Origin of the sequence: Sphingomonas aracearum (genome assembly GCF_003345355.1) — a bacterium.
In the GTDB taxonomy this organism is placed as follows: domain Bacteria; phylum Pseudomonadota; class Alphaproteobacteria; order Sphingomonadales; family Sphingomonadaceae; genus Sphingomonas; species Sphingomonas aracearum.
In genome coordinates this window covers 23451-37164 of sequence record NZ_QQNB01000001.1, presented here as the reverse complement: position 1 = coordinate 37164, position 13714 = coordinate 23451, and the positions used below count along the sequence as shown (strand labels likewise).

General features: G+C 68.3%; 20 protein-coding genes. 9 read left to right on the top strand and 11 right to left on the bottom strand.

Annotation, left to right across the window (positions count from 1 at the left end; genetic code table 11):
- Positions 1 to 11 precede the first annotated feature (11 nt).
- The 4 genes from DVW87_RS00195 to DVW87_RS00185 form a co-directional block, all read right to left on the bottom strand.
- Positions 12 to 308: a transcriptional regulator gene (locus DVW87_RS00195; RefSeq protein WP_220149772.1), complete on the bottom strand. Its 297-nt coding sequence runs from the start codon at positions 306 to 308 to the stop codon at positions 12 to 14.
- A complete protein-coding gene (locus DVW87_RS17650) occupies positions 305 to 751 on the bottom strand; it encodes a hypothetical protein (RefSeq protein ID WP_147276157.1) in 447 nt (148 codons plus the stop codon). Before DVW87_RS17650 ends, DVW87_RS00195 begins: the two co-directional genes overlap by 4 nt.
- An 80-nt stretch (positions 752 to 831) precedes the next feature.
- On the bottom strand, positions 832 to 1290 hold the full coding sequence (ruvX, locus tag DVW87_RS00190; protein ID WP_114685782.1) for a Holliday junction resolvase RuvX: 459 nt from the start codon (positions 1288 to 1290) through the stop codon (positions 832 to 834).
- A 9-nt stretch (positions 1291 to 1299) separates the two neighbouring features.
- Entirely contained in the window at positions 1300 to 2409 is a 1110-nt protein-coding gene (locus DVW87_RS00185; protein WP_114685781.1) for a DUF3089 domain-containing protein, read from the bottom strand.
- Between the two features lie 133 nt (positions 2410 to 2542).
- On the opposite strand from DVW87_RS00185, the gene gatC reads away from it, so the two are divergent.
- Genes gatC through gatB form a run of 4 tightly spaced genes read left to right on the top strand, consistent with a single transcriptional unit; the run spans position 2543 to position 6175 of the window.
- Positions 2543 to 2830, top strand: a complete 288-nt coding sequence (gene gatC, locus DVW87_RS00180; protein ID WP_114685780.1) for an Asp-tRNA(Asn)/Glu-tRNA(Gln) amidotransferase subunit GatC — start codon at positions 2543 to 2545, stop codon at positions 2828 to 2830.
- Positions 2827 to 4311 (top strand): Asp-tRNA(Asn)/Glu-tRNA(Gln) amidotransferase subunit GatA, encoded by a 1485-nt coding sequence (gene gatA, locus DVW87_RS00175; protein WP_114685779.1) that lies wholly within the window; start codon positions 2827 to 2829, stop codon positions 4309 to 4311. The genes gatC and gatA overlap by 4 nt, the downstream gene beginning before the upstream one ends.
- 6 nt (positions 4312 to 4317) lie before the next feature.
- The gene (locus DVW87_RS17645; protein ID WP_147276156.1) at positions 4318 to 4716 is read left to right on the top strand and encodes a hypothetical protein; all 399 of its coding nucleotides are present in this window, start codon (positions 4318 to 4320) and stop codon (positions 4714 to 4716) included.
- Positions 4709 to 6175: an Asp-tRNA(Asn)/Glu-tRNA(Gln) amidotransferase subunit GatB gene (gene gatB, locus DVW87_RS00170; protein ID WP_114685778.1), complete on the top strand. Its 1467-nt coding sequence runs from the start codon at positions 4709 to 4711 to the stop codon at positions 6173 to 6175. The genes DVW87_RS17645 and gatB overlap by 8 nt, the downstream gene beginning before the upstream one ends.
- A gap of 12 nt (positions 6176 to 6187) precedes the next feature.
- Here the strand turns inward: gatB and DVW87_RS17900 are convergent, their stop codons facing one another.
- Positions 6188 to 6352, bottom strand: coding sequence for a hypothetical protein (locus DVW87_RS17900; RefSeq protein WP_181814651.1), 165 nt, complete (start codon positions 6350 to 6352; stop codon positions 6188 to 6190).
- A gap of 112 nt (positions 6353 to 6464) precedes the next feature.
- Here DVW87_RS17900 and DVW87_RS00165 point away from each other — a divergent pair, with 112 nt between their 5' ends.
- The 4 genes from DVW87_RS00165 to DVW87_RS00150 are packed head-to-tail and all read left to right on the top strand — an operon-like array spanning position 6465 to position 9248.
- Positions 6465 to 7370, top strand: a complete 906-nt coding sequence (locus DVW87_RS00165; protein WP_114685777.1) for a hypothetical protein — start codon at positions 6465 to 6467, stop codon at positions 7368 to 7370.
- Between the two features lie 4 nt (positions 7371 to 7374).
- Complete coding sequence (locus DVW87_RS00160) at positions 7375 to 8004, top strand: peptidylprolyl isomerase (protein WP_114685776.1); 630 nt, start codon at positions 7375 to 7377, stop codon at positions 8002 to 8004.
- Positions 8005 to 8044: 40 nt separating this feature from the next.
- Positions 8045 to 8728, top strand: a complete 684-nt coding sequence (gmk, locus tag DVW87_RS00155) for a guanylate kinase (protein WP_114686967.1) — start codon at positions 8045 to 8047, stop codon at positions 8726 to 8728.
- 58 nt (positions 8729 to 8786) lie between these two features.
- Positions 8787 to 9248, top strand: coding sequence for a DUF4126 family protein (locus tag DVW87_RS00150; protein WP_114685775.1), 462 nt, complete (start codon positions 8787 to 8789; stop codon positions 9246 to 9248).
- 214 nt (positions 9249 to 9462) lie between these two features.
- Here the strand turns inward: DVW87_RS00150 and DVW87_RS00145 are convergent, their stop codons facing one another.
- The 6 genes from DVW87_RS00145 to DVW87_RS00120 are packed head-to-tail and all read right to left on the bottom strand — an operon-like array spanning position 9463 to position 13371.
- A complete protein-coding gene (locus DVW87_RS00145; protein WP_114685774.1) occupies positions 9463 to 10146 on the bottom strand; it encodes an ATP12 family chaperone protein in 684 nt (227 codons plus the stop codon).
- Positions 10143 to 10352 carry a hypothetical protein gene (locus tag DVW87_RS00140; RefSeq protein ID WP_114685773.1) on the bottom strand — a complete coding sequence of 70 codons (210 nt, stop codon included), beginning with the start codon at positions 10350 to 10352 and terminating at the stop codon, positions 10143 to 10145. Before DVW87_RS00140 ends, DVW87_RS00145 begins: the two co-directional genes overlap by 4 nt.
- Positions 10349 to 11008: an HAD-IA family hydrolase gene (locus DVW87_RS00135; RefSeq protein ID WP_114685772.1), complete on the bottom strand. Its 660-nt coding sequence runs from the start codon at positions 11006 to 11008 to the stop codon at positions 10349 to 10351. The genes DVW87_RS00140 and DVW87_RS00135 overlap by 4 nt, the downstream gene beginning before the upstream one ends.
- Positions 11005 to 12216: an RluA family pseudouridine synthase gene (locus DVW87_RS00130; protein ID WP_114685771.1), complete on the bottom strand. Its 1212-nt coding sequence runs from the start codon at positions 12214 to 12216 to the stop codon at positions 11005 to 11007. The genes DVW87_RS00135 and DVW87_RS00130 overlap by 4 nt, the downstream gene beginning before the upstream one ends.
- The gene (gene crcB / locus DVW87_RS00125; RefSeq protein WP_181814650.1) at positions 12213 to 12593 is read right to left on the bottom strand and encodes a fluoride efflux transporter CrcB; all 381 of its coding nucleotides are present in this window, start codon (positions 12591 to 12593) and stop codon (positions 12213 to 12215) included. The genes DVW87_RS00130 and crcB overlap by 4 nt, the downstream gene beginning before the upstream one ends.
- A gap of 43 nt (positions 12594 to 12636) precedes the next feature.
- Entirely contained in the window at positions 12637 to 13371 is a 735-nt protein-coding gene (locus DVW87_RS00120; RefSeq protein ID WP_114685769.1) for a hypothetical protein, read from the bottom strand.
- Positions 13372 to 13451: 80 nt separating this feature from the next.
- Between DVW87_RS00120 and DVW87_RS00115 the strand changes: the two genes are divergently transcribed.
- Positions 13452 to 13673 (top strand): hypothetical protein, encoded by a 222-nt coding sequence (locus DVW87_RS00115; RefSeq protein ID WP_114685768.1) that lies wholly within the window; start codon positions 13452 to 13454, stop codon positions 13671 to 13673.
- The last annotated feature ends 41 nt before the right edge of the window (positions 13674 to 13714 follow it).

Sequence of the window (13714 nt, the reverse complement as noted above, 5' to 3'; positions counted from 1 at the left end):
TGCGGGTTGCCTTACTCGGCGGCCAGCGCGGTGCTGGCGAGCGCTTGAAGCGCGCGGACGTGGGCGGCGAATGCCTTGCTGCCGGCGGCGGTGAGCGACAACCAGGTGCGCTGTCGCCCGTTCGCCGCCGCCTTGCGTACCTTCACAAAGCCGGCCTCCTCCAGTTGCTTGAGGTGCTTGGACAAGACGGAATCGCTGACTTCCAGCGCGTCGCGCAGGAGGGCGAACTCGACCTCATCCGCCGAGGACAGGATCGCGCACGCCTGAAGCCGCACCGGCGCGTGGATGACGGGATCGAGGGAGCTCACCGCGCTGCCCTCAGGTCCGCGGCATAGGCCTTCATCCATAGCCAGTCGCCGAACGCTCCGGCCAGAAAGGCGAGAGCCGCCCCCTGCCAGGGTTCGAACAGCTGATGGTCGGGGAACTTCGACGGTGCGGAAGTGACCAGCAGGCCCAGCATGATCGCGACGATCGCCAGCGCGACCGCAAACGTGCGACCGCGGCGCCAGCCACTGACGAAGCGACCAGTCGCATGCCGCTGCCACTGGTACATTGCGCAACCGGCGGCGATCAGGAGGAGCAGGCCCATGGAGAAGCGCCAGAGCGACAGGTTCTGGATATAGACCCAGCCGGCCATGAGCGCCCCGAAGGCAAGGTGATAGGTGAAAGGCAGCGGGCGCAGCGCATTGGCGCGAACCCGTGCATCCTGCATGGCGGCAAGTGCGTCTGCGGCGTCGTTGGGCATGGTCATCGCGGTTCTCCCTTTCCGATGTGGAAAGAGATGCCACTCGCTTTCCGACCTGGCAAGAGAAAACTTTCCACTGCGGAAAGTCACCGGACGAGCGCGTCGATCGCTCCCTGCAGGATGTAGGCGGCCGCCATCTTGTCGACGAGCTCGGCACGCTTGGCGCGGCTGGCGTCCTGCTCGATCAGCGTGCGCGTCACCGCCTGGGTCGACCAGCGCTCGTCCCACAACAGAATCGGCAACCCCAGGTCGCGGCAGTTCTGCGCAAAGGCGCGGGTCGACTGGCTCCGCGGGCTCTCGCTGCCATCGAGGTGGAGGGGCAGGCCGATGACCAGCCCCTTGACCTGCTGTGCCGCGGCGAGTGCGGCGAGGGCGGCCTTGTCCTTCTGGAACTTGGTTCGGCGGATCAGCTCCGCCGGGCTGGCGAAGGACCAGCCTGCGTCGCACAGGGCGGTCCCGATCGTCTTGGTGCCGACGTCCAGCCCCAGCAACCGCCCGCCCACCGGCAGCGCGTCGCGAAAGGCGGTGCGGTCAACGGTGATCATGCGGGTCGCTCAGCCGCGCGCGCCGAACGCCGCCAGCCGACGCGCCGCGTCCGCGCGCACATCCGCCCAGAACAGGCTGTAGTCGTAGACATGGTAGTTGTTACCCGGCAGCACATAGCCGCCGAGCGACGGCGGGTTGTTGCCGATCAGCAGGAAACCACCCTCGCCGCAGCGCGCGGGCACCCGGCCTGTCTCGAGCGTGGCGTCGGTGAAATCGCCATTGGGGATCAGCGTGCCGGTATTGGCGGTGGTGGGCGCCGATGCGTTCGGCGTGCCGGTGATCGGGTTGGTGCAGATCATCGGCGTCCCTCGGCGAGAACTGCCGTTGAAGCCGGTGGTCGCGTCATAGACGTCCGTGATGAGAGAGAAATCGGCGGGCTCCGCAAAGCTCTGCCATGAAAGGATGCAGCCCGCCTGATCGGCTCGGGTGCATTCGGGCAGTCCGAGCAGGGGCAGGTCGGCGGTGCGCGACACCGGCCAGCCGACGACGTACGCGGCGACCACGCGGCGGGCGACCGGCTGGTCGGCGATCCTGTCGCGCAACAGGCGTGTGAGGTGCAGGGCGCCCTGGCTGTGCCCGGCAAGGATGATCGGGCGGTCACCCGCTTCCGCCAGGAAACGATCGAACGCCTGCTCCACGTCGCGAAAGGCAAGGTCCAGGGCCTTGTCGCGATCGGCGCCGGTGGTCAGGAAGGCGCCGAACGTGGCCTGCCGATACCGCGGCGCCCAGACCTGACCCACGGCATTGAACGCGCTTGCCTGCCCGCGCAGGAACAATTGGGCCCGGCCGTTCGCGTCCGCATCGTCCAGCGGCGCATTCCACTGGCGCTTGTCGAGGTACGAAGTCGGATGAATGAAGAACACCGCCGCGTTGCCGGGCGCGGCGCGGGCAACGCCGCGCGGCAGCCAGCGTGCGGGGTCGTCGGCAAGGCGCGGGTGCGCCAGCCAATGCTGCGGGTCGTCGTAGAAGCGGGTGGGCAGCGCGCCTTCGGCACGGAAGGCGATGCTGGGTACGCTTGTCCAGCGCAGCAGTTGCGGGCCCCAGATGCGATACGCGAAGGTGGCGCCGAGCGCGAGCACGATCAGGAATGCAACGACATAAAGAAACTTCCGCGCCAATCGCCAAACTCCGTTGTGCAGTGCAGCATAATGCCCTGGCCCGCAACCACGTTGCCGTGCCCGAGGATTGCGAAGCTTGCAATTGCAGCTGTGGAGTTGCGCGAACCGGCGCTGCCGCGCTAGGCGGATCATCATGTCCGTAGACACTGCAACCGTGAAAAAGGTGGCGAGCCTCGCGCGCATCGCCCTTGACGAGGACCAGGCCGCGCGCCTAGTGCCCGAACTGAACAACATCCTCGGCTGGATCGAGCAGCTCGGCGAGGTCGATACCTCCGCGGTGCAGCCGATGACGGCAGTGATCCCGAACCACCTGCGCCTGCGCGACGACGTGGTGACGGATGGCGGCATCCGCGAGGCGGTGCTCGCCAACGCGCCGCAGGGGGAGCACGGCTTTTTCACCGTGCCGAAGGTGATCGAATGAGCCAGCTGACCGATCTGGGCGTGGCCGAGCTGCGCGATGGCGTGCGCTCCGGCGTCTTTTCTGCCGTCGAGGTGGCGGACGCCTTCATCACCCGGGTGAGCCAGGCCAAGGCGCTGAACGCATTTCTGGTGGAAACGCCGGACCATGCGCTCGCCGCCGCCAAGGAGGCCGATACGGCGCGTGCTGCGGGCGAGGCGCTGAAGCCGCTCGCCGGCGTGCCGATCGGCATGAAGGACCTGTTCTGCACCAGGGGCGTGCAGACCACCGCCGCCAGCCACATGCTGGAAGGCTTCATCCCGCAATATGAGTCCACCGTATCGGGCAAGCTGTGGGAAGCGGGCGCAGGCATGCTCGGCAAGCTGAACCTCGACCAGTTCGCCATGGGCTCCTCCAACGAGACGAGCTATTTCGGCGACGTGGTGTCCCCCTGGCGCCGCGCGGACGGCGGCAATGCGCCGCTGGCGCCGGGTGGCTCCTCGGGCGGCTCGTCGGCGGCGATCGCCGCGCGGTTGTGTCCGGGCGCGACCGGCACGGATACGGGAGGCTCCATCCGCCAGCCCGCCGCATTCACCGGCATCTCCGGCATCAAGCCGACCTATGGCCGCTGCTCGCGCTGGGGCGTGGTGGCCTTTGCCTCCTCGCTCGACCAGGCGGGGCCGATGGCCCGGGACGTGCGCGATTGCGCGATCCTGCTGGAGAACATGGCCGGCTTCGACGCCAAGGACGCCACCTCGTTGCAGCTGGACGTGCCCCGCTGGGAGCATGGTCTGGACGCGAGCCTTGCGGGCAAGCGCATCGGCATTCCACGCGAATACCGCGTCGACAACATGCCGTCGGAGATCGAGGCGCTTTGGCAGCAGGGCATCGATTGGGTGAAGGATGCCGGGGCGGAGATCGTCGAGGTCTCGCTGCCGCATACGAAATACGCGCTGCCGGCCTATTACATCATCGCGCCGGCCGAGGCCTCCTCCAACCTCGCGCGCTATGACGGCGTGCGCTACGGCCTGCGCGACCTGCCGGAAGGCGCGAACCTTCAGGAGATGTACGCGGCAACCCGCGCCGACGGCTTCGGCGACGAGGTAAAGCGGCGCATCTTCATCGGCACCTACGTGCTCTCCGCCGGCTTCTACGACGCTTATTATACGCAGGCGCAGAAGGTGCGCACGCTGATCGCGCAGGATTTCGAGCGCGCGTGGGAGAGCTGCGACCTGCTGCTCACCCCGACCGCGCCCTCGGCGGCGTTCGCGCTGGGCGAGAAGCAGGCCGATCCGCTGGCCATGTACCTCAACGACGTGTTCACCGTCCCGGCGAGCCTCGCGGGCCTGCCGGCGATGAGCGTGCCGGGCGGGCTCGACAAGGCGGGCCTGCCGCTTGGATTGCAGATCATCGGCAAGCCGCTGGATGAGCAGGGCGTGCTGAATGCGGGACTGGCGATCGAGCAGCGGGCGGGCTTCGTCGCACGGCCGGAGCAATGGTGGTAATTTGCGGTGCCGGTCAATCTGGAATGGGAGGAACAGGAGATAGATCGTGCGTTCGATCTATCGAACGTGATCTTCGGTGCAGCTCTTAGCGCTTATGTTGGGGTGGCTATTGCCAGAAACAATCTTCCCCTTAACGAAGTTTGGTGGTTGGTGCTGGCATTGTTCGGGCTAAGTCTTGCTTTATTCAATGCCCGTGAGCTTGCTCACATACTGCGAGGAACGCACGTCGGGGCTCCTAAGCTCGCCTGCTTCACGATAGTAACAGGCTTGGTGTGTGCAGGCTCCGCGTTCTCCCGATCTGGCTTCCGGCTGGATATCGCGCTGGCGTTTGGCACTGGTTGGTTCGCCACCTTGATTTTCTTGCTTGGGGCGCACGTCGTCCGGAGATTTCGAAAGTATGACTGAATACCGCATCCAGGGCGCGACGGGCGAATGGGAGGTCGTGATCGGCCTCGAAGTCCATGCGCAGGTGACGTCGAACGCCAAGCTGTTCTCCGGCGCGGCGACCGCGTTCGGGGCGGAGCCCAACACGCAGGTGAGCCTTGTCGACGCGGCGATGCCCGGCATGCTGCCGGTGCCCAATGCCGAGTGCATCCGCCAGGCGGTGCGTACCGGCATGGCGATCGATGCGCAGATCAATCGCTGGTCGCGGTTCGATCGCAAGAACTATTTCTACGCCGATCTGCCGCAGGGCTATCAGATCAGCCAGCTCTACCATCCGCTGGTGGGCGAGGGGCATCTTGACGTCAGCCCGGACGAGAAGAACCCGGAAGCAACCAAGCGCATCGGCATCGAGCGCATCCATGTCGAGCAGGATGCCGGCAAGCTGATGCACGACCAGCACCCCACGCGCTCCTATGTCGATCTCAACCGCTCCGGCGTGGCGCTGATGGAGATCGTGTCCAAGCCGGACATGCGTTCTCCCGCCGAAGCAGGCGCTTACCTGACGAAGCTGCGCTCCATCCTGCGCTATGTCGGCTCCTGCGATGGCAACATGGACCAGGGTTCGATGCGGGCCGACGTGAACGTTTCCGTGCGCAAGCTGGGCGACGAATTCGGCACGCGGACCGAAACCAAGAACGTCAATTCGATCCGCTTCGTCATGCAGGCCATCGAGCATGAGGCCAACCGCCAGATCGACGTGATCGAGGGCGGCGGCACGATCGTGCAGGAAACGCGGTTGTTCAACCCGGACACGGGCACCACGCGGTCGATGCGCTCCAAGGAGGATGCGCACGATTACCGCTACTTCCCCGATCCGGACCTTCTGCCGCTGGAGCTGGACGAGGCGTTCCTGGAGGAGTGCCGCGCGAGCCTGCCCGAGCTGCCCGATGCCAAGCGGCATCGCTACGAGGCGGCGGGGATCACCGCCTATCAGGCCGGCGTGCTGACGGCCGAGGTGGAAACCGCGCGGTGGTTCGATGCGCTGCTCGAAGCAGGCGCCACGCCGGCCACTGCGGCCAACTGGGTCTCGTCCGAACTGTTCGGGGCGCTCAACCGCACCGGCCGGACGATTGCGGACAGTCCCGTCTCTCCCGCGCAGGCCGCCGAGCTGTTGGCGCTCGTGGCGGACGGCACGCTCTCGGGCAGCTTGGCCAAGCAGGTGTTCGAGGTGATGCTGGAGACCGGTCAGGGCGCCGGGGCGATCGTCGAGGAGCGCGGGCTCAAGCAGACCAGCGACACCGGGGCGATCGAGGCGGTCATCGCCGAGGTGCTGGCGAAGAACCCCAACCAGCTCGGCCAGTATCGCGGCGGCAAGGAGGCGCTGTTCGGCTTCTTTGTCGGCCAGACGATGAAGGCGATGGGCGGCAAGGCCAACCCGGCGGTCGTCAACGAGCTGCTGAAGAAAGCCCTGGCGGGCTGAGGGCGGCGGCGCTCACCCGCCGCCGATGCCTTCGATAACGACGCCGGTGCCGCCGCAGGTGGGGCACTCGCGGCCGTCGATCGAGCCCGAGCCGTTGCAGGTGCGGCAAACATCTTCGCCGGTGCCCGGCGTACCCGGAGCGGCTTCGTCGCCGGGGTTGAGCGGTTCGTTGGGCATCGGACACTCCTTCGATTGATCGTCGAAACAAACGACGGGGTCGTGCGATCCCGCATGTTGCTCGCGTTCCGATCGGGCGCTAGCCTCCGGCAGAATCCGGGGGGAAACAATCATGAAATACCTGCTTCCTGCGCTCCTGTTTTGCGTGGCCGCACCCGTGGCTGCGCAAGAGGTGTTGACGAACGACACGATCCTGACGCTCGCCAAGGCTGGCTTGGGTGACCAGACCGTTGTTGCGAAGATCAAGACTTCGCCGAACAGCTTCAACGTCGGCGCGGACAAGCTGATCGACTTGAAGCGACAGGGTCTGTCGGAAGCGGTGATCGCCGCCATGATCGAAGCTTCGTCGCGGAGCACCGTCGCCACCACGGCGATGATGGCGGGGGCAGCGGACTCGCCCGATCCCCGCCAGCCTCACCCATCCGGCATCTACATGCTGGATTCGACCGTATCGCCCGCGCGAATGGTGCGCATGGATGCCACGAGCTCCAACCAGACCAAGAGCGGCGGTTTCCTTGGCTATGCCCTGACGGGCGGCATCGCCAAGATGAAGATCAACACCGTGATTTCCGGCCCTCATGCACGCATCAGCACGCAAGCACGGCGACCCAAATTCTACTTCTTCTTCGATCAGGCAAGTGCCAGCCTTTCAGGCGGCGCGCCCGGTGGCTTCTGGGTCGGGGGGCCAGGAGCCGCCGTCACCTCGCCGAACGAGTTCAGCCTGGTCCGCTTCGAGGCGAAGAAGGACCGCCGGGAGGCCGCGGTGGGTTCGTTCAACATCGGCGGCGCGAAGGCCGGTGTGCAGGACAAGCAGCGCGTGGCCATGACCTATGTCGATGTGCGCCCGGGCGTCTTCGAAGTGACGCCGCAGCAGGATCTCGCTCCTGGCGAATATGGTTTCATCTACTCGATGGTGTCCGGCGGCGGAGTCGGGGCTTATGGCGCCGGCGCCACTATGTCGCGCATCTTCGACTTCTCCATCGGCGCGCCGGTAAACAGCAAATCGCAGAGGAGTTGATTGGATGACCTTCGTCGTTGCCGTGCTGGCGCTGCTCGCATCCTCCGGGACCACGCAGGCCAGTGCGGCGCCCGCGCCCGCTGTTTCGGCCACGCCCCTCGCGCAGCTCCCTCGCGTTGCGATCGAGACCAGCGCGGGGCGGATCGTCGTGGAGGTGGAGACGGGCAAGGCGCCGATCTCCGCGGCCAATTTCCTGCGCTATGTTGACGGGCGGAAGCTGGACGGCACCAGCTTCTACCGCGATGTGAAGGTCCAGGAAGGTTTCGGCTTCGTCCAGTTCGGCTCGGACGGGGCGCCGGCCAGGACGCTGCCGCCGATCAAACATGAGCCGACCACCGTCACGGGACTGCGCCACCTCAGCGGCACGCTCTCCACCGCGCGGCTGGCGCCGGGCACGGCCCGGGGCGAGTTCACCATCTCCGTGGGAGACCAGCCGAGCTTCGATGCCGATCCGGCGCGGCCGGGCGACAATCTCGGCTACGCCGCGTTCGGCCGCGTGGTCGAGGGCATGGACGTGGTCATGAAGATCTTCGACGCGCCGGTCTCTCCCACGGCAACGTTGCGCGGTGCGTTCAAGGGCGCCGTGCCGGTCGCGCCGGTGCGCATCGTCACGGCGCGGCGCGTAAAGCCCTGAACCGCTTGACGGGCGCGCCATCGCTCGGCCAATGGCGCCCATGACCGATCCCGTGCTGCCGCCCGTCGATTCCGCCGATCCGTTCGGCTTCAAGCGGCGCGGCGTGCTGTTCGTCCTGTCCTCGCCCAGCGGGGCCGGCAAGTCGACGATCGCCCGAAAGCTGCTGGCCGCCGAGCCGGAGCTCGGCATGTCCGTATCCTACACCACCCGTCCCCCGCGGCCCGGCGAGGTGGAGGGCAAGGATTATCACTTTGTCGATCTCGAGACGTTCCGGGCGATGGTGGCCAACCACGAGTTCCTGGAATGGGCGCATGTGTTCGGCCATCGCTACGGCACGCCCAAGGCGCAGGTATGGAACGTGCTCGAACAGGGCCGCGACATCCTGTTCGACATAGACTGGCAGGGCGCGCAGCAGCTGCACCAGCTGGCCGGCGGCGACGTGGTGCGCGTGTTCATCCTGCCGCCCTCCATGCCGATCCTGCGGGAACGGCTGGAAGGGCGCGGCACGGACTCGCAGACGGTGATCGACGCGCGGATGGAGCGCGCGGCGAACGAGGTCAGCCACTGGGACGGCTACGACTATGTGCTGGTCAACGACGATGTCGAGGCCTGCTTCGCCAATGTTCGCACCATCCTGGCGGCGGAGCGGATCAAGCGCTCCCGCCAGACCGGCGTGATCGGCTTCATCCGCAAGCTTCTGCGGGCAGGCGGCGCCGCAGATTGAGAGCGCGGGGAGCCTCCGGCAAGCGGGCGCGTTGAGCGGGCTTGTTTCAGGAGGTCCCATGATCCGTTCGCTTCTGCTTGGCGCGCTCGCCGGCCAACGCTCGCTGACCCCTCTTGCCGTGGTATCCGACGCCGCCCGCCGCGGCGCGCTGCCGGAGGATAACGGCGCTCTGCCGCTGCTCGGACACCCGCTGGTGAGCGCGGGAACCGCAGCGCTGGCGGCAGCGGAACTGTGGGGAGACAAGCTCAAGTCCGCGCCGGACCGGATCGTGAAGCGCGGGCTTGCCGTGCGCATCGTCACCGGCGCGGTTGCGGGCATGGCGATGGCGCCCCGGGACCAGCGCGTGATCGCAGCCGCGGTCGGCGCGGGCGCGGCGATGGCCGCATCCTATTTCGGCTGGTCGGCCCGCATGGCCGCGCTGCGCCGCTATGGCCAGACGGAAACCGGCCTGGCGGAAGACGCGCTTGTGGTGGGCGGAGCGCTGGCGGCAGTTCATGCCGGCAGCCCCCGAGCCGCCTGACACATACTTTCGAATCGGCCATAGTTGCTTCAGCCTGCCATTGCCGTGTCGAGAACGGGCGCTGACCCGGCCTGTTGATCGACCACGCTGCAGGGCAAGCCGATCGGCGAGGTCGCTCTCGCCCTCGGAGCGGACGGGCGCACGCCGACGATCACCAGCCGCAATCTGTGGCAGGGTACGGCCAGCACGTTCACGGCGGCAAAGGCCTGAGCGGCTAGCGCGCCAGGAGAAGGAACCGCGCCGCCGCGTCGAAATCGCGGCGGCGGTTCTCCCGTGCCTCCAGGGCGAGCGGATCCTCGCCCCATTGCTCCGCCTGCCACGCCTCGTCGATCAGCGACGCCTGCCACACCGTTTCGGGATCGGCCGCGCGCTCGGCCAGCGCCAGCGCGGCGATCAGCGAGCCGGTGATGGTGACGACCGGCGACAGCCCGGCAAGCTCGAACGGTCCACGGGCGGACACCGCCTCCGCCAGCCGGGCGAGGGTCGCCGGAGGCTGGGGAACGTGGAGGATGCCGGTGGCGACCTCAAAATGCACATCGTAGCGCGACTGCGCCCAGTCGAGCAGGGGATCCCACGCCGCGGCCTGGCGCTCCGCCAGGGGCGGCGGTTCCTCTGCGCGATAATAGAGGAGATCGCTTTCGCCATAGGCGGCGAGCCCGGCGGCAAAGGCGTCCGCCGCGGGGGCGATCCGGTCGATCGCGGCATTGGCGAGGCCGGTAAGCGGCATTTCCCTGGGGTCGAGGATGTCGCCAACCGCGCGCCATTCCTCCGCCACCAGCTCGGCAAGGGGAGAGGAGGGCAATGCCAGCGGCACGCGACCGGGCGTGCGCACCGGACGATCGTCCAGCCGGACGACTCCCTCGGCATCCACCGTCACCTCGGTCCAGAACCTCTTCATTGTCCGGAACTCCGCCAGCGATGCGCCAGCGCGCGCGGGACAACCGCGACCATGTAGAGCGCGGACAGGACGATGGCGACGCCCAGCACCTTTGGCGGCCAGCTGTCCGCGCGCGCGATCAGCACCACGCCGAGCACCGCCCCCAGGCTGCCCGCGATGCGGGTCAGCGCAAGCGCGAAGTAGCGGAACCTCGCGGGATCGCTCATGCGGGGTCCAGCAGCAGGTGGAGCTCGTCCGCGGTGTGCGCGACGGCATGGGCGCCGGCAGCCACCAGTTCATCCGCCGGGTGATACCCCCACGCGACGCCCAGCGCGCGGGCACCGGCGGCGCGGGCCATGGCCATGTCGAAGCTGGTGTCGCCGATCATGACGGTGGCGGCGGGCGAAGCGCCGGCTTCGGCCATGGCCGCGTCCACCATCGCCGGATGCGGCTTGGACGGATGCCGGTCGGCCGTCTGCAGGGTCACGAAGCGATCCGTCAGGCCGTGCGCGGCAAGAACGTGCGCCAGGCCGCGATCGGACTTGCCGGTGGCGACGCCGAGCAGCCAGCCTGCTGCCGTCAGCCGGTCGAGCGCGGACGCAATGCCGTCGAACAGCGGCTCCGTATCCATCGCGCCGCTCGTGCGCAGGGCGAAGAAGATCTGCTTGTAGGTAGCGGCAAGCTCCCGGTGGAATGACGCCTCGGCGTCCGGCAGGAGCACGGCGATCGCCTCCACCAGGCTGAGGCCGACGATGCGGCGCACCGCTGCCCGGGGCGGCGGAGGCAGCCCGGCATCGGCAAAGGCCTGTTCCATGGCCAGGCAGATGTTCGCCTGGCTGTCCACCAGCGTGCCGTCGCAGTCGAACAGCGCGAGACGGTTCACTTGGCCCGGCCTCGCGGCGTTCGCGGGCCAGCGCCGGAGGGCTTGCCGCCGCCGGGCTTCCCGCCCGTGGGCCGCCGGGGCGCGCTCGGCTTTCCGCCCGCCGGCTTGCCCGGTGCTTTCTCGCCCGCCGCGCCGCGGCCGCGCCGTTCGCCGCGACGCTCCTTGCGCACCTGCTTGGCATGCGCCCGGGCCTGCTGCTTCTTCACCTCGCGGGTGGGCGGCGGCGGCTCGTCCATCGGCATCATGTTGCCGGCCATCTCGTCGAAGCCGAGGCTCTTGAGGCTTTCGGCGAAGTGCTGGGGCAGTTCGGCCTCGATGTCGATCTCGCCGCCATCGGGATGGTCGATCCGCAGCCGGCGCGAATGGAGGTGCATCTTGCGGCTGATCCCCCCGGTGAGGAACGCCGCTTGGCCGCCATATTTGCCGTCGCCGACGATCGGATGGCCGATCGCCGCCATGTGCACGCGCAGCTGGTGCGTGCGGCCGGTGAAGGGACGCAGTTCCACCCAGGCCGCGGTGTTGCCGGCCCGCTCGATCACGCGAAAGCGGCTGCGAGCCGCCTGGCCTTCCTTCTCGTCCACATGCATCTTCTCGCCGCCGGTGCCCGGCTGCTTGGCGATGGGCAGGTCGATCATGCCGTCGTCCAGCGAGGGCACGCCGACGACCAGCGCCCAATAGACCTTCTTGGCGGTGCGCGACGAGAAGCTCTTGGCGAAGTACGCGGCCGCTCGAGCCGAGCGGGCGACCAGCAAGGCGCCGGACGTGTCCTTGTCCAGCCGGTGGACGAGCTTGGGCCGGCCCTCCGCCTCGAACTGGATGCCGTCCAGCAGCGCATCGACATGCGACGAGGTTTTCGTGCCGCCTTGCGTGGCAAGGCCGGGCGGCTTGTTGAGCACGATCGCGGCGGCGTCCTTGTGGATCACCATGTCGCGGATCAGCGCGGTTTCCTCTTCCGTGAGCGGCGGCCGCTCGCGCTTCTTGGGCGCGTCGGGCTGTTCGGGTTCGGGCGGCGGTACGCGGATCATCTGGCCCGCGGCGATCCGGTCCCCGGGCGTCGCCCGCGCGCCATCGACGCGCAATTGTCCGGTGCGCGCCCATTTCGCGACGGTGGTGAAGCTGGTGTCCGGCAGGTGGCGCTTGAACCAGCGATCCAGGCGGATGCCGTCGTCGTCGGCCTCGACGGTGAAGGTGCGCACGATCTCGCTCATGCCGCTGCCACCCGCGCGAGCGACAGCCCGGCCCACAGCGCCAGCAGCGCGCCGCCGACCGACAGCAGGACATAGGCAAGAGCCGTACCGAGGTCGCCCTGCTCCAGCATCGTCACGACCTCAAGGCTGAAGGCGGAGAAGGTGGTGTAGCCGCCGAGCACGCCCACCGCGCCGAACAGCCGAAGGTTCTCGGCGTCGGCGGACCCGCGGGCGAGCAGCCCGACGACCAGCCCCATCAGGAACCCGCCGAGAAGGTTTGCCGCGAGGGTGCCGTACGGATAGCCCGGCCCCCACCAGCCGAGCGTCGCCCGGCCGGTCAGGAAGCGGGCGCCGGCGCCCAACGCGCCGCCGGCCATGACAAGGAGGAATTGCACCATCGCGCAGCCCTAGCGTGCGCAGGACCCCGCGTCGACCCGCGCCTCAGCGCCCGGCATTGGCCAGAAGGTCCACGGCGCTGCCCCCGCCCGGCCGCGCGGTGACGAACAGGGTGAACGCGGCGCCATCCCGGGTTCCGGCCAGGACGTGCTCGCTCCCGTCCGCCTGATGGCCGGCAGCATAGCCGCCCGCTCGCGCACGGGCATGATACCAGTTCAGCATGTCCTGCACCGAGGCGGAGCTCACGAAGCTGACGGCGCGAAAGGCGCATCCGTTCGCGTCGTTCCCTGCCGCCTCCGAGACGCGGGCATCGGGATAGAGCGGCAAGGCGGCGGGGAGCCGATCGGCATAGCTGGCGGAGTAGCGCAGCGAGGCGCTGCATGACGGCACCTTCGCCTTCTGGGCGAGCGACCCCAGCGTGAGCGCCTGGCGGGCGGCGCGGCATTGCGGGCAGTCTGCGCTGGGCGGCGGCGCGGACGCCAGATTTTCCTGTGGCTTCGCGTCTCCGCCGGCATCGGGCGGAACGGCGCCGGATAGCGGCTGGCTGGGCGGGCGGATGGCATCGTCGTTCGCCTGGCTCGCCAGCGCGGGATCGACCATGATCTGGTCCTGCAGCGCGGCGGCGAGCACGGGATCGCGGCCGTTGCCGCCGGTGCTGTTGGTGAGTTCCGCATCCAGCGTGTCGAGATTCTGCTGCGAATTGTCCGCCCCGCCGCCGCAGGCCGACAGCAGGAGAGTGGCGGCGAGCAGGGTGGCGAGGGAGTGGGGGCGAGCGCGCATGGCGGGGTCATGCCCGCCCACGGTTAAGGCGGCGTTGCCTTGGCCTTGCCACGGGCGCTGCGGGGCGGCACAAGCATGCCATGCTCAATCTGGTCTCGATCGTCGTCGGACTGCTCGCGCTGCCGTTCGTGCTGGTGGGCGTGGTGCCGTACCTGGGCGCGGTAAACTATCTTGCGGTTCCGATCGCGATCGTCGGGCTGCTCCTGGGTGTGCTGTCGTCGCGCAACTCCGGCCGCAACTTCAACCTTGTCGTGTTGATCCTGGCGTTCATCCGGCTCTGGGCGGGCGGCGGCATCCTTTGACGCGAAAAGGGCCCGGCGACTGCCGAGCCCTCTCCCTTCCA